Origin of the sequence: Phyllobacterium sp. 628, from assembly GCF_014189505.1 — a bacterium.
GTDB lineage: Bacteria > Pseudomonadota > Alphaproteobacteria > Rhizobiales > Rhizobiaceae > Phyllobacterium.
In genome coordinates this window covers 1,280,102-1,292,934 of record NZ_CP050301.1, presented here as the reverse complement: position 1 = coordinate 1,292,934, position 12,833 = coordinate 1,280,102, and the positions used below count along the sequence as shown (strand labels likewise).

Sequence of the window (12,833 nt, the reverse complement as noted above, 5' to 3'; positions counted from 1 at the left end):
CGTCTACTATAGTTTCAATATGTCTCATAAAATAGATAATGTCGATGAGAAAATTGGTGCCCGTATCCGTATCGAGCGGGAGGCGCGCAGTTGGTCCTTGACCGACCTTGCAGAAAAATCCGGTGTCTCCCGCGCCATGATCAACAAGGTGGAGCGCGGCCAGAGCAGCCCAACGGCGATGCTGATGGCGCGGTTTTCCGGCGCATTCGGACTCAGCATGTCAACGCTGATGGCGCGGGCTGAAATGCAGGAGGGACGGTTACTGCGCCACAAGGACCAGCCCGTCTGGATCGACCCGGACAGCGGCTATATCCGCCGCCATGTCTCACCTGCCTCGGACCTGCCGATGGATGTGGTGCATATCGACCTGCCCCCAAAGACGCGTGTCCCGCTGCCCGCTTCGGCCTACATTTTCCTGCGCCAGCTGATCTGGGTTTTGAGCGGCAGACTTACCTTCACTGAGGGCGATATTACCCACATCCTGGAACCGGGCGATTGCCTGGAACTCAGCACACCCAATGATTGCGTGTTCGCCAATGACGGCAATGAACCGTGCCGCTATGCGGTGATCGTGTTGAGTAAGAGGTAGCGTGAGTATTGTGGATTGAGTCTTAACTGCTGACAATACGCGGACGGATTGACCGCGCGAATATTGCTATCGCCGTAACAACGCCCACACATTGCAAACCACAGCCAAGCCATTCAGCTTGTGTCGGCCAGCGCTGCTCAAAAGTGAAGCCAAGCAAGAGACCAAATACCGTTTCAGCGACAACCAGTTGCGCCGACAGTGCAAGCGGCAAGCGACGGGATGCGAAAACCCAGCAGAAAGTGGCCAGCCAGGAAGCCGCTATGGCCATGATCAGCACCCACATTAGAAAACGCGAACCGTCGGCATCCCAGAACTGCGTAGCGGAAGTGAACGAGGTAAATGGCGCCAAGGCAAGGCCAACCAGACCCGCACCCAAGCCTTGGACACCGGTCCAGCGCAAGCCATCGGGAGCATCCGGCATTTTCATGATGGCGGCGTTTGCCATCCCGTAAATCACCCAGATCGCCAGCGCCATGGTTGCGAAAAAGATACCCAGCCAAAGGTTTGTGCGGTCTTCCACACCGATTGTGCCAACAGTGCTGAGATTGACGAGGAGAATTCCTGACGCCGTCAAACCAAGAGGCAAAAGGAGCGACCGCCATGGGATGGTTTTATCACGGGCATTTGCAATGACCGCGAGTACAACTGGCATGGTACCGATGATGAGCGGTGGAATGGCCGTACCCGCCAATCGAACCGCATAAGCCACGCAGATAAAATAACCAACATAGCCTAAGCCGCCCAGCGCGCAGCCAATAGCTATTCTTCTCCAGCCTAGACGTCGCGGCTGAAAACGCGGATGCAGCATGAGCAAAACACAGATGAGGCCGAAGAGACCATAGCGCGCGACCGTAATATCCCAAGCAGTAAACGGTGCAACGATACGCGGGGCGATGAATGACAGGCTCCAGAGGGCCCCGGTCGCAAGACCGGCAAGAATACCAAGAAACATGGGGGGACTCGCGATTTTAAAAATGATCGCCGATAATCAATGATTTGAACACGTAATTATATGGTGAGAAATTGAAATATGGAGCTAATATTGAACAATGTCGAAAATCAAAAAGCATAAAAATCTTCATTCTGAAGATTCAGCGTTTGACGTTACGGATGCTCGAATCCTCGTGCTTCTCAATTCCAACGCACGGCTGCCGATGAGTGAACTTGCACGGGAAATGGGCATGACTGCCCCCGGCGTGTCCGACCGTGTACGCCGGTTAGAAGATGCAGGGATTATTCGCGGTTTCGTACTTGATGTGGATCCAAAAGCGCTGGGCTACCAAATCCGCGCGATGGTCAGGATCAGACCGTTGCCGGGAAAGTTGCATATCGTCGAGAAGATTATTCAGGAAACGCCACAATTCATCGAATGCGACAAGATCACAGGCGACGATCCATTTTTGGGACGATTGGTTGTCCATTCCATTGAAGAAATGGATCGCGTGCTGGAAGCGCTTTCGGAACACGCTGTGACCAGCACGTCGGTGATCAAATCTTCAAGTGTGCTTCGCCGTTTGCCACCGCTTTGAACGGATATATCCTCACCCCGCAATCTCGGCCACTGCACGCTTGGCCATGACCTTCACCAAATTGGCGCGGTAATCGGCCGAGGCATGCATATCCGACATCAGGCCATCGGCTGAAACCGTCACGTCATCCAGCGCCGCAGCGTTAAAATTCTTTGTGAGCGCCGCTTCCAGTTCATCCGCCCGAAACACGCCGTTCTCGCCAGCGCCGGTCACAGCAACGCGCACGTCATTGCCGGACTTGGCCACGAATACGCCTGCGACCGCATAGAGCGAAGCGGGATTGGGGAACTTCTTGTAAGCCGCTTTGTCGGGTGCGGTGAACTCGATAGCAGTAACAATCTCGTCGGGTTCCAACGCCGTTTCGAACAGACCAACGAAAAACTCCGACGCGGGCAGCGAGCGCTGGCTGGTCACGACGGTTGCATCCAAGGCCAGCAGCGCGGTAGGGTAATCCGCCGCCGGATCATTGTTGGCAACCGAGCCGCCGATCGTTCCCATGTTGCGCACGTGCGGATCGCCGATATGCCCCGCCAGAAACGTGATCGCCGGGCAGAGTTTTGCCAGTTCGGCATGGGTCGAGACATCGGAATGCGTCGTCACCGCGCCGATGCGTACGGTCCGGCCCGTGATGGTGATGCCTTTCAGACCCGGAATATGGCGCAGGTCAATCAGATTGCTGGGCGACGCCAGCCGCTGTTTCATCGTCGGGATCAGCGTCATGCCGCCCGCGAGGAATTTTCCATCCTCCGCAGCGTTCATGTTTTTGGCGGCGTCCTCGACCGAAGTGGCCCGATGATAGTGTGTCTCATACATGGCGCTTCTCCCTTACTTTGCCGCCTGAATGGCCGCCCAGACCTTTTGCGGTGTCGCAGGCATGGTGAGGTTGTTGTTGTGGATCGCATCGGTGATGGCATTCATGACAGCAGGCGGCGACCCGATAGCTCCCGCCTCGCCGCAGCCCTTGATCCCGAGCGGATTGGACGGGCACGGCGTTTCCGTCGTCATCACCTTGAAAGACGGCAGGTCCAGCGCCCGGGGCATCGTGTAGTCCATATAGCTGGCGGTCAGAAGCTGGCCGGTTTCGTCATAATGCGTGCCTTCAAGCAGCGCCTGGCCGATGCCTTGCGCCAAACCGCCATGCACCTGCCCCTCGACAATCATCGGGTTGATGATCTTGCCGAAATCATCGGCGGCGACGAACTGGACAATCTGCGTGGCGCCGGTATCGGGATCAATCTCCACTTCGCAAATATAGCAGCCCGCCGGGAAGGTGAAATTGGTCGGATCGTAGAAAGCGGTTTCCTTCAGGCCCGGCTCCATGCCCGAGGGCAGATTGTGAGCGGTGTAGGCCGATAGCGCCACCTGAAACCATGGCAGCGATTTGTCAGTACCGGCGACGCGCACGTCACCATTCTTGATTTCGATATCGGCCTCATCGGCCTCGAGCAGATGTGCAGCAATTTTCTTGGCCTTGGCCTCGACCTTATCCATGGCCTTGACCACGGCGGACATGCCGACGGCACCCGAGCGGGAGCCATAGGTGCCCATGCCCATCTGCACCTTGTCCGTATCGCCATGGACAATGGAAATGCTGTCGAGAGGCACGCCGAAGCGCTCGGCGGCGAGCTGGGCAAACGTGGTTTCATGCCCCTGCCCGTGCGAATGCGAGCCGGTGAGGATCTCGACGGTGCCCACCGCGTTGACGCGCACCTCCGCGCTTTCCCACAGGCCCACCCCCGCACCGAGCGATCCGACCGCCGCCGATGGCGCAATGCCGCAAGCCTCGATATAGCAGCTCATGCCGATGCCGCGCAGCTTGCCGCGCCCGGCGGCTTCGGTGCGGCGTTGTTCAAACCCGGCATAATCAGCCGCCTTCATGCTGGCATCGAGCGTCGCGTCGAAATCACCCGCATCATAAGCCATGATGACAGGCGTCTGGTGCGGGAAGGAGCGGATGAAATTCCTGCGGCGCAATTCGGCCGGCGACAGTTTCAGTTCGCGCGCCGCCGTTTCCATGATGCGCTCGAGCACATAGGAGGCCTCCGGCCGCCCCGCACCGCGATAGGCATCCACCGGTGCCGTGTTGGTATAGACCGTCTTCACATTGGCGTGGATGGCCGGAATGTCATACTGGCCCGACAGCAGCGTCGCATAGAGATAAGTCGGCACCGAGCTCGAAAACAGCGACATATAGGCGCCGAGATTGGCGATCGTTTCAACCTTCAGACCGAGAATTCTATGGTCCTTGTCGAAGGCTATTTCCGCATGGGTGGCATGGTCGCGGCCATGGGCATCGCAGAGAAAACTCTCGCTGCGGTCCGCCACCCATTTCACCGGCACGCCGGTCTTCTTCGATGCCCAGAGGCAGACGATCTCCTCGGGATAAATGAAAATCTTCGAGCCGAAACCGCCGCCGACATCGGGCGCGATCACCCGCAGCTTGTTCTCCGGCGCAACATTGTAAAACGCGCTCATGACAAGGCGGGCCACATGCGGATTCTGCGAGGTCGTCCAGCAGGTGTAATGATCCTCGGCTTCGTCATAAAGGCCGAGCGCGGCGCGCGGCTCCATCGCATTGGGCACGAGACGGTTATTGTCAATATCGAGCCGGGTGACATGCGCCGCTTTGGCGAAAGCCTCCGCCGTGGCCTTTTCATCGCCGATATCCCAGTCGAAAATCAGATTGCCCGGCGCTTCCGGATGCAGCTGCGGCGCACCTTGCTGCAAGGCTGCGGTGGCATTGACCAAAACCGGCAATTCCTCATAGGCAATATCCACGGCCTCGGCAGCATCGCGCGCCTCGCCCTTGCTATCGGCAACGACAATCGCCACCGCATCGCCGACATAGCGCACGACGTCCGTCGCCAACGGCGACCAAGCGCCCATTTTCATCGGCGTGCCGTCCTTGGAATGCACCATCCAGCCGCAGATGAGATTGCCGATCCCGTCGGCCTTCAATTCCCTGCCGGTGAGAACGCCAATAACCCCCGGCATTTTCCTCGCCGCATCCGTATTGATCCCGGTGATTTTGGCATGGGCATGGGGACTGCGCACAAAGGCGGCGTGTTTCATGCCCGGCACCACCATATCATCCGTATAGCGGCCCTTGCCGGTCAAAAACCGTTTGTCTTCCTTACGAAGAACGCGCGCTCCAATTCCTTCGACACCCATGACATTTCCTCCCTGTCGCAGGCGCTTGGCCAAAATGTCTTAGGTGTCTTTGGCCGAAAGCGGTCTGCAAGACTGAAATCACATTGATCAGGCGGCCTTGACGGCGCCCTTGCCCATTTTGTCCGACGCGTCGAGCACGGCCTGGACGATGTTGTGGTAGCCGGTGCAGCGGCAGATATTGCCTTCCAGCTCGGCCCGCACAGTGGCCTCATCGAGCCCTTCCGGGTGACGGCGGATCATATCGACGGAAGACATGACCATTCCGGGGGTGCAGAACCCGCATTGCAGACCGTGATGTTCGCGGAAGGCGACCTGTACCGGATGCAACTCCCCGTTGAGAGCCAGCCCTTCAATGGTGGTTACCTCGGAGCCGTATGCCTGTGCGGCCAGCATGGTGCAGGATTTGACGGCCCTGCCATCCACATGGACGACGCAAGCGCCGCATTGCGAGGTGTCGCATCCCACATGGGTGCCGGTCAGTCCGAGATTTTCACGCAGGAAATGTACAAGCAGGGTGCGGTCTTCAGCTTCGCCTTTGACGGCGCGCCCATTGACCACCAGTTCGACTTTGGCCATCGGTTCCTCCCAGAACGCTTGGTCAGTGCCACTTCCCGGGCCGCATGACCACGCTGCAAAGATTAACCGCTCCAGCGCACATGTCTATCGGCAAAATAGAAAAATTCTAATTTGGCTTCGCCGCAGCCAACAAGTATTTGTGAAAGTAGAAATTTTGACGCGCCGGGCCTAAACCTCTCGTCTGCGGGGCTTGCAATCCGGCTGCAATGACGGTATCAGGCGCGTCATCCTCCGGCACATTTCTGATGGCCGGATCAAGGATCGGGAACTTGCTTCCCTGCCGCTTTAGCTCAGTTGGTAGAGCACATCATTCGTAATGATGGGGTCCTCGGTTCGATTCCGGGAAGCGGCACCATTTATGCATACAACTTTTCGCGAAGCCTTCTCGCCGAGTCAATTACAACAAGTAATAACCAGAATTTTGGCTTCTCAGAGATACCCATAATGGTTAATATTGACGCTGTTAAATCCAGCTGCCAAAGTAATTCCTGGCTGGAGCGCGATAACAATTGGGAAAAACATCAGAAAAATTTATAGATATAATTGCGGCAACTTTCCCCATCGCCTTTGTATATTTAACTGGGATAATTTATCTTTCTGCATATTTATCCAGTTTTTCGATATCAATCCACGAAGTCGACCTGCCGATTCCTGTCGTCCTTGCTTATTCGTTCAACGTCTTCTCCCATTGTCTCTTCCTCATGGGTTTTGGTTTGGCGATTCTGATCGCCGTAGGGCTCTTTGCAACTAAACGTGGGAGATTCGTTTGTTTGAAAGCCTCTCCCTATATTTCTAACTGGGTATTAAAGGCATCTCTAATAGCAACATTTTCAGTTCTAATGTTAGAATTTATTTATTTTGTTGCGAACCAATCAGCAACGGAGCAGAGCGACAAAATCTGGAAAGATAAGGCAGCTACCGTCTTTTTTCGCCAACCATTTAGTGCACATGATTTTGTCATGGGAGAACGCACGAGCCAAATGTTCAACGAATGCAAAAAACAACACTTATACAAGCATATTATGTCTACGCAGAAATTTACTTATGCCCTCTGCCCGGTCAAAGATGATGAAGGCATTCTCTTTGCGCAGTCTATTGATGGAAATAACTTCCTACCGTTGCGAGGGCTGAAGCGATGGAAAAGAGAACAATAATATTCCTAGTTTTACTGAATACAAATTCGCTGGCGCCCGCCCAGACCAGTTTAATCGAGGGCGGTCAGAACGAGATGGGGTTCTATAAAGGAATCGATATGTCGGTGGCCGCCTCAGGGGATAATATTAAGTATGCTGTCTTAATGAATGGGCAATTTGACCTCGGTTTTTACTACAGCTTTGGAAACTCAAAGATAGTAAAGTTTCGCATTTGCGGTTCCGAAACCACCCAAGATGTGCAAATGGATCAATTGCAAGAGACAACCGAAAACTGTCGAAGTCTGCCTGGAGAGCCGATAAAACCTTTAACAAACTCAGCACAGTGGCGATATGATGGGGAAAGAAACTCCTATTTCGTTGTCCTTGATGGAATAAAAGCTGGACAAGTCCCATGTGCTAAAACGCCAATTAGCGTCATCAAAGCTGCACAGCATGGCATCGCGGAAAAATCGGGCCTAGTCGCTACAAAGAATAGCAAACTAGCTAAATCGATCGCATCCGAATGGAGCATTAGCAATATTGACTACGTCGGGGATGGTTCAGTCCCGGAGGCGTCGGACTGTGCTGCCGCTCCAGAATTTTGGACAACACCCATATCTGGTTTGAGCGCGTCGCCCGGCTTTCTCGCTGTTACTGCAAAAGAGCCCGTTAAGTCAGGTCGATGATACTGATCTAACTTGAAGCTTAAAATACACTGCGGTCAGCCATTTGAATAGTTGCTATGCACGTCGGAGGTAGGGCGTAATTATGTTCGGCCTATGGAGGAGAAACAAGAATGTCTCGTGCTAATGATGCGTACGTTGCAGAGGCTGCAGGCCGGCTTTTTCGAGCCTATCAACGTCAATGCGTTAAGGCAGATGCAGATACGCTTTTCGGTGTATTAAATGCCACCCATAGTCTCAACGATAAGCTGAAAAACGCGACTGGCGCCGACTTTCACCAATTCCAGGAGTTTATGGCACTTAAGGCGCTCCGCAATTTGACCCATCACGTCGAGGAGGTCCGTGCAAATGTTCGAGTCGTACCCATGACTGGCATAAGCGACCTATCCGTGCTCTGTATTCTTCGTCGAGATCAAGTGGAGCGTGCAATTGAAGGTACTGTGGAAAAACGGCGAGAAAGTACTAGGGCTGCTTGTGCAACGAAATTTCACTGGTACGGACTCGCCGTTAACATCAATCCTTGCCTCTTTAACTTCATGGTTCACGCTTACGAAATGTTGGGCAAAGAAGGCGTAGACATCCCGGAAGATGCAGTACGAGATTTTGAGACTTCGTACATATTTGAGTCTGAGAACGGATATCCACATTTCATTGATGGCCGCATTTCATCTGGAGCGTCCAACATCAGCAAGATTCTAACCTCTATAGCTGCTGAAATGCCTGGCGTCTAAATACTCAACAGACACCACCCATTCCCCTAAAAGTTGTTTTCATAAGCAGTATTTAACAAACCATATGCAACCTAAGCGCGTTTCTACGGCTTGGGGTTAGTTGCATGTTGGACATTATTAAAACGATTATCGATCTCCAAGCTGAATGGTCATCCGACAATACACCCGCTATGCAGGAGCGAGGCGGATTAGTGCGAAACTCCTTGCCTATCGCACTTCGCCGTTTCACGCCTCAATTTTCAACGATACTAGACATTAGTGAGGCCGATATTGGTATCGTTGGCCGTGACGGCTCGGGTCGTAAGACCGCTATTCCATGGGTTAGGATATTCTCTCAAGAACGTTCTCCCAATCCTCAAACTGGGTGGTACATCGTCCTTCTGTTTCACTCAGAGGGAGAAAAGCTTTATTTGTGCATCAGTCACGGGTCAACCGACTGGATCGATGGTGAATTCAAACCAAAGCCGGCGTCAGAAATTGCCCCCTTGATGCATTGGGCAAGCACACTATTGGAGCCATTTTTCAAGTCTTACCCTGATCTCAAATCAAAGATAAGCCTAGGAGGCGTTGACAAAGTGGCGCATCCACAGGCGGATTGAGACGATGTGGACGAAGCCGAGATAACTGTCGGCGGTTTTGTCGTATCGGGTTGCAAGCCTTCGAGCGTTTTTCAACTTGTTGAAGCAACGTTCGACCATGTTGCGCAGGGCATAGATAGCGGTATCGATGGGAAGCTGGACGAGCCTGTTGCGTTTGGTCGGCACCAAGGCGATACCACCGCGCTTTTCCATGTCCTGACGAATAAAATCGGCATCGTAACCCTTGTCAGCCAGTAGCACCTTTGGCGCGGGTCCGTCGGCGTCCATAACGGGCATGTATCCCTTGAAGTCCGAGACTTCTCCGCTAGTCAGTGTGAAGGCTATGGGCAGGCCCATCGCATTGATACGGAGATGGATTTTGGTCGTAAAGCCACCTTTTGAGCGGCCAAGACCCTGACGCGGAGTCCCCCTTTAGCGCCGGCTGAACAATGATGTGCCCGGATGATTGTGCTGTCGATCATTTGCAGGCTGGGATTACCGTCACCACTTTCGTTAAAGGCCTCAAGCAGCACATCCCACAAGCCCGACAGTGTCCAGCGCCGGAACTGGCGGTAAACTGATGACCATTTGCCAAAGTGTTCATGCAAGTCGCGCCAAGCGACACCTGTCCGTGCGATCCAAAATACCCCATCCAGAACAAGCCGGTGATCTCTTGGTCGTCGCCCACTGCGAGCGCCTCGTTCAATCACAAATGGTTCCAGGCAGGCCCATTCCTCATCGCTCATCAAACCTCGGATCAAGATAACCTCCGTGAAAGCTACCTTGAATCAAAACCTACGTGATTTGAAAACCCTCTTTGTCAACACGTCCTAGGTCGCCGAGGAAAGTTGGGCGGTCCCTACGAAGCCTCCACTCCGGTTGCCAAGCTATATGATATCTCCGACTTGCCGGCAGAGACTGAGTTCGAGAGTGATCTCTTACTTTTTGCCGAGATGCTGCATAGCATTTAAGACCAGGACGACCTTGGTTGCTTACCGAATTCTGAGACTTCGGAATTCGAAAAAGCACAAGAAGAGTTTAAAGTTGTGGTCGAAGGAACCCGTTCCCGTGGCGGTCAAGGATTCGGTTTGACAACATTGGAGCGGCGCGCTGTTGAAGAGCACGCCATGAAACTCGCCGAAAATCATTTAACCAGTAAGGGCTACTTCTGCGAGATTACGAGTGCATACAAGCCATTCGACATACTCGCGAGTAATAGTACTGAAAAATTCATCGTTGAAGTCAAGGGCACAACATCGACCGGTGCTCATATCATTATGACCGCAAACGAGGTTAAAGTTCACCGGGAACAATCGCCAAACAACGCACTCTATGTTGTCCACAGCATCCAGCTTATAAGGGAATCAGCTGGTTTTTCGCCTGCTGCAAAGGGTGGAGTGCTGGTGATCTCTAAGCCTTGGAATATTGATCAACATGAGATGAAAGCATTGGCTTATCAAGTGAAGCTCTAATTTGGTGGAAGTTGAAAATTCGACTGCTTTCATTGACATCGCGCTTCCAGTCAATTGATAATCTCATTTCCTCTCCAACCCTTTCACCTCCTCCCATTTCCCACTATGATTCCCGCTAGGGCCGGTCGAAACGGATCGGGCTTGGGGCGGCGGAAACCCCTCCAAAAGCGGACGGTGGAAAACGCAAGGACATCCTCCCCTTTTGTAAGGCTGGGCAGATCTACCCAATCTTCCCAAGCAACTCTGCCACATTGGATTGAACAGCCTCTGCCACCTGTTCAGCTGTTTCCAGTGTGACGTTCATCTGGCCAGCTTCGATGCGGCTAATATAAGCTTGGTCGGCGCCAATGCGCATGGCCAATTCTTCCTGCGAGATGCCTAAGGCAATCCGCCTCTCCTTCACAGCCAGTCCAAATCGCTTCTTGATATCCATAAGAGGCACGAAGCCGCTTGACGGAACTTTCTTCCATGTATTTTAATACATATTTGTTGGATTATGAAGGCTCGTATTCGTGCGGAGCGTAACGGGATGAACGATTACAATTTCTGGTCAGACCTGCTCGATACGTTTCAATCCTCGCCGGACTGGATCAAGGCCCTATGGCTGCTGATCCCGCCCAGCTTTTTGCTCGGGCTCGTGGCGATGGCGATGCGCTTCAGCATGGCAAGCAAACGGATGGATCATGGCTCGAAAGGCGAGCTGATTTACTCGGTCCATCGGGACATCAGAAATCAGCTGCATGTCGTCAGTCATTTGCCGCTAATCGATGGCAGCCCGGCCTTGCTCCTGCTTGATCCACATGCCAGCGGCGAACCTGCATCGCAAGAACCAGACCGCCTTGCGCCGCCCGCATAGGAGCCGGCAGAGCGCAAAATGGGGAAGGACGGTATTGCCGGCCAACAGGTGTCACATGCCGCGAATACGCTCAGGGCACCTGTCCGTGGCATAGTAATGGTCGCACCGAATTGCTTTTCGGCTCGTGTCTGCGCTGACTATCTGGTCAGCTTGGCGATCTGGGTGGTGGCGATTGTGGTGAACAGTGCGGGATCACCGAAAGCCCGGGCGGAGAGCATGGCCCCATGGACCGATGCCATCAGCATGTGCGCCTCCTCCTCGGGCCTTTTGTTCAACCAGAACAGGCCCTGCTCGGCTCCGGCGCTCAGCACCGATGTCAGCCATGCCGCGAGACTATGGAAATGAGCGCGCACGCGCGATGCGACCTCATCCGGCAGCATCTGCATTTCGCCAGCCAGCATCGCGCAGACGCAAAACGGCTGCGAGGCATCGCGAATGCATGTGTCCCAGTAGTTCAGGTAGGATTGCAGCTGTTCGGCAGGGCTTGCGACCCGCGCCCGGAGATAATTCAGCCCCGCTTCGGCCTGCTGCCTGTAACGGTCCACCAGCGCCGAGACCAGTTCGGCCTTTGTCGGAAAGTGATGGTGGATGCTCGCCTTCCGGATGCCGATCGCGGCCGAGATATCGGCATAGCTGAAGCCATTATAGCCTCCCGCGACGATGAGCGACTGCGCGATATCTAGAATCTTTTCTGACGTCGAAGCCATTGATTTCATGGCGCTGCCTACCTTCTGGTAGGCTGGATGTCAAGACCGTGTATCGCTTCCCGCTTTTCACAATGAGGTGTTCAAACATCGGGTTGACTCACTCGCCCAACCTTCCTACTGGTAGGTAGATAACAATAGGAAATCTACCGATGCAAACTCAATCTTCCCTCCAATCCAGCTGGCTACGATCCTACTATTTCGCACGCGCCATCTTCTCCATCGCGTGGGTTGCCGCCGCGATTCTCTTCAGCGCGCAGCCCAATCTCGTCGTGCTCCTGCTCGTCATCTACCCCGCATGGGATGCCCTCGCCAATCTGGTTGATGCACGGGTGAATGGCGGCCTGAAAGCCAACCCCTCCCAGGCATTGAATGTCGCGGTCAGCACGATGACGACGCTCGCCGTCATCATCGCGGTCAGCAACAGCATGTATGCCGTTCTCGCCGTGTTTGGCGTTTGGGCGATCTTTTCGGGTCTGCTGCAACTGAACACGGGCATAAAGTGCTGGCGTCATTACGGCGCGCAATGGCCGATGATCCTGAGCGGCGGACAATCGGCCCTCGCTGGCGGCTTTATGATCAGCCGGTCGATCGGCAGTGCTGTGCCGACAATTCTGGACATCGCTCCCTATGCGGCGTTCGGTGCGTTCTATTTCCTGCTTGCCGCACTCTGGCTTGTGGTTACGGCCTATCGCAAAGCAGAGGCGTAGGTTTTGTGAGGCTCCATCGGAGGCGGCTGCCATGGGCCGTTGCAACTTTAAGCCAGTTCGACTTCCCGCTTTACAACCTGAGGAATGTAGACAGTCGTGCG

16 protein-coding genes and 1 tRNA gene are annotated in these 12,833 nt (G+C 54.1%); 10 read left to right on the top strand and 7 right to left on the bottom strand.

Annotation, left to right across the window (positions count from 1 at the left end; genetic code table 11):
- The first annotated feature begins 19 nt into the window (after positions 1 to 19).
- Positions 20 to 589 (top strand): XRE family transcriptional regulator, encoded by a 570-nt coding sequence (locus HB779_RS07930; RefSeq protein ID WP_188345188.1) that lies wholly within the window; start codon positions 20 to 22, stop codon positions 587 to 589.
- A 22-nt stretch (positions 590 to 611) separates the two neighbouring features.
- Here the strand turns inward: HB779_RS07930 and HB779_RS07925 are convergent, their stop codons facing one another.
- Positions 612 to 1,541, bottom strand: coding sequence for a DMT family transporter (locus HB779_RS07925; RefSeq protein WP_188345187.1), 930 nt, complete (start codon positions 1,539 to 1,541; stop codon positions 612 to 614).
- Between the two features lie 97 nt (positions 1,542 to 1,638).
- On the opposite strand from HB779_RS07925, the gene HB779_RS07920 reads away from it, so the two are divergent.
- Positions 1,639 to 2,118 (top strand): Lrp/AsnC family transcriptional regulator, encoded by a 480-nt coding sequence (locus tag HB779_RS07920; RefSeq protein WP_188345186.1) that lies wholly within the window; start codon positions 1,639 to 1,641, stop codon positions 2,116 to 2,118.
- Positions 2,119 to 2,130: 12 nt separating this feature from the next.
- On the opposite strand, the gene HB779_RS07915 is transcribed toward HB779_RS07920, so the two are convergent.
- The 3 genes from HB779_RS07915 to HB779_RS07905 all read right to left on the bottom strand — a co-directional run bounded on the left by HB779_RS07915 (position 2,131) and on the right by HB779_RS07905 (position 5,865).
- Entirely contained in the window at positions 2,131 to 2,931 is an 801-nt protein-coding gene (locus HB779_RS07915; RefSeq protein WP_188345185.1) for a xanthine dehydrogenase family protein subunit M, read from the bottom strand.
- A gap of 12 nt (positions 2,932 to 2,943) precedes the next feature.
- Positions 2,944 to 5,289 (bottom strand): xanthine dehydrogenase family protein molybdopterin-binding subunit, encoded by a 2,346-nt coding sequence (locus tag HB779_RS07910; RefSeq protein WP_188345184.1) that lies wholly within the window; start codon positions 5,287 to 5,289, stop codon positions 2,944 to 2,946.
- Between the two features lie 87 nt (positions 5,290 to 5,376).
- On the bottom strand, positions 5,377 to 5,865 hold the full coding sequence (locus HB779_RS07905; protein WP_188345183.1) for a (2Fe-2S)-binding protein: 489 nt from the start codon (positions 5,863 to 5,865) through the stop codon (positions 5,377 to 5,379).
- A gap of 279 nt (positions 5,866 to 6,144) precedes the next feature.
- On the opposite strand from HB779_RS07905, the gene HB779_RS07900 reads away from it, so the two are divergent.
- The 5 genes from HB779_RS07900 to HB779_RS07880 all read left to right on the top strand — a co-directional run bounded on the left by HB779_RS07900 (position 6,145) and on the right by HB779_RS07880 (position 9,011).
- Positions 6,145 to 6,220 (top strand) — tRNA-Thr (locus HB779_RS07900).
- Between the two features lie 154 nt (positions 6,221 to 6,374).
- The gene (locus HB779_RS07895; protein WP_188345182.1) at positions 6,375 to 7,019 is read left to right on the top strand and encodes a hypothetical protein; all 645 of its coding nucleotides are present in this window, start codon (positions 6,375 to 6,377) and stop codon (positions 7,017 to 7,019) included.
- Complete coding sequence (locus tag HB779_RS07890; protein ID WP_188345181.1) at positions 7,001 to 7,684, top strand: hypothetical protein; 684 nt, start codon at positions 7,001 to 7,003, stop codon at positions 7,682 to 7,684. The genes HB779_RS07895 and HB779_RS07890 overlap by 19 nt, the downstream gene beginning before the upstream one ends.
- A gap of 110 nt (positions 7,685 to 7,794) precedes the next feature.
- Positions 7,795 to 8,412 (top strand): hypothetical protein, encoded by a 618-nt coding sequence (locus tag HB779_RS07885; RefSeq protein ID WP_188345180.1) that lies wholly within the window; start codon positions 7,795 to 7,797, stop codon positions 8,410 to 8,412.
- A gap of 104 nt (positions 8,413 to 8,516) precedes the next feature.
- Positions 8,517 to 9,011, top strand: coding sequence for an MrcB family domain-containing protein (locus HB779_RS07880; RefSeq protein ID WP_188345179.1), 495 nt, complete (start codon positions 8,517 to 8,519; stop codon positions 9,009 to 9,011).
- Here the strand turns inward: HB779_RS07880 and HB779_RS07875 are convergent.
- Positions 8,970 to 9,736, bottom strand: a protein-coding gene (locus HB779_RS07875) for an IS5 family transposase (protein ID WP_371823908.1) whose coding sequence is annotated in 2 segments (ribosomal slippage) — positions 8,970 to 9,415 and positions 9,415 to 9,736 — 768 coding nt in all. Because the reading frame shifts where the segments join, the coding sequence is not laid out codon by codon here. The two genes, HB779_RS07880 and HB779_RS07875, sit on opposite strands and share 42 nt — an antisense overlap.
- 300 nt (positions 9,737 to 10,036) lie before the next feature.
- Here HB779_RS07875 and HB779_RS07870 point away from each other — a divergent pair.
- On the top strand, positions 10,037 to 10,462 hold the full coding sequence (locus HB779_RS07870; protein ID WP_188345178.1) for a protein NO VEIN domain-containing protein: 426 nt from the start codon (positions 10,037 to 10,039) through the stop codon (positions 10,460 to 10,462).
- Between the two features lie 220 nt (positions 10,463 to 10,682).
- Here the strand turns inward: HB779_RS07870 and HB779_RS07865 are convergent, their stop codons facing one another.
- The gene (locus HB779_RS07865) at positions 10,683 to 10,895 is read right to left on the bottom strand and encodes a helix-turn-helix domain-containing protein (RefSeq protein WP_188345177.1); all 213 of its coding nucleotides are present in this window, start codon (positions 10,893 to 10,895) and stop codon (positions 10,683 to 10,685) included.
- 96 nt (positions 10,896 to 10,991) lie between these two features.
- Here HB779_RS07865 and HB779_RS07860 point away from each other — a divergent pair, with 96 nt between their 5' ends.
- Positions 10,992 to 11,318: a hypothetical protein gene (locus HB779_RS07860; RefSeq protein WP_188345176.1), complete on the top strand. Its 327-nt coding sequence runs from the start codon at positions 10,992 to 10,994 to the stop codon at positions 11,316 to 11,318.
- A 137-nt stretch (positions 11,319 to 11,455) separates the two neighbouring features.
- On the opposite strand, the gene HB779_RS07855 is transcribed toward HB779_RS07860, so the two are convergent.
- Positions 11,456 to 12,034: a TetR/AcrR family transcriptional regulator gene (locus HB779_RS07855; RefSeq protein WP_188345175.1), complete on the bottom strand. Its 579-nt coding sequence runs from the start codon at positions 12,032 to 12,034 to the stop codon at positions 11,456 to 11,458.
- 140 nt (positions 12,035 to 12,174) lie between these two features.
- Between HB779_RS07855 and HB779_RS07850 the strand changes: the two genes are divergently transcribed.
- Entirely contained in the window at positions 12,175 to 12,732 is a 558-nt protein-coding gene (locus HB779_RS07850) for a DUF308 domain-containing protein (protein WP_188345174.1), read from the top strand.
- The last annotated feature ends 101 nt before the right edge of the window (positions 12,733 to 12,833 follow it).

Coding starts and splice junctions, on each gene's coding strand:
- HB779_RS07915 (WP_188345185.1), bottom strand. CDS start 2,931: ATGTATGAGACACACTATCATCGGGCCACTTCGGTCGAGGACGCCGCC.
- HB779_RS07860 (WP_188345176.1), top strand. CDS start 10,992: ATGAACGATTACAATTTCTGGTCAGACCTGCTCGATACGTTTCAATCC.
- HB779_RS07890 (WP_188345181.1), top strand. CDS start 7,001: ATGGAAAAGAGAACAATAATATTCCTAGTTTTACTGAATACAAATTCG.
- HB779_RS07925 (WP_188345187.1), bottom strand. CDS start 1,541: ATGTTTCTTGGTATTCTTGCCGGTCTTGCGACCGGGGCCCTCTGGAGC.
- HB779_RS07930 (WP_188345188.1), top strand. CDS start 20: ATGTCTCATAAAATAGATAATGTCGATGAGAAAATTGGTGCCCGTATC.
- HB779_RS07850 (WP_188345174.1), top strand. CDS start 12,175: ATGCAAACTCAATCTTCCCTCCAATCCAGCTGGCTACGATCCTACTAT.
- HB779_RS07910 (WP_188345184.1), bottom strand. CDS start 5,289: ATGGGTGTCGAAGGAATTGGAGCGCGCGTTCTTCGTAAGGAAGACAAA.
- HB779_RS07865 (WP_188345177.1), bottom strand. CDS start 10,895: ATGGATATCAAGAAGCGATTTGGACTGGCTGTGAAGGAGAGGCGGATT.
- HB779_RS07905 (WP_188345183.1), bottom strand. CDS start 5,865: ATGGCCAAAGTCGAACTGGTGGTCAATGGGCGCGCCGTCAAAGGCGAA.
- HB779_RS07920 (WP_188345186.1), top strand. CDS start 1,639: ATGTCGAAAATCAAAAAGCATAAAAATCTTCATTCTGAAGATTCAGCG.
- HB779_RS07855 (WP_188345175.1), bottom strand. CDS start 12,034: ATGAAATCAATGGCTTCGACGTCAGAAAAGATTCTAGATATCGCGCAG.
- HB779_RS07880 (WP_188345179.1), top strand. CDS start 8,517: ATGTTGGACATTATTAAAACGATTATCGATCTCCAAGCTGAATGGTCA.
- HB779_RS07885 (WP_188345180.1), top strand. CDS start 7,795: ATGTCTCGTGCTAATGATGCGTACGTTGCAGAGGCTGCAGGCCGGCTT.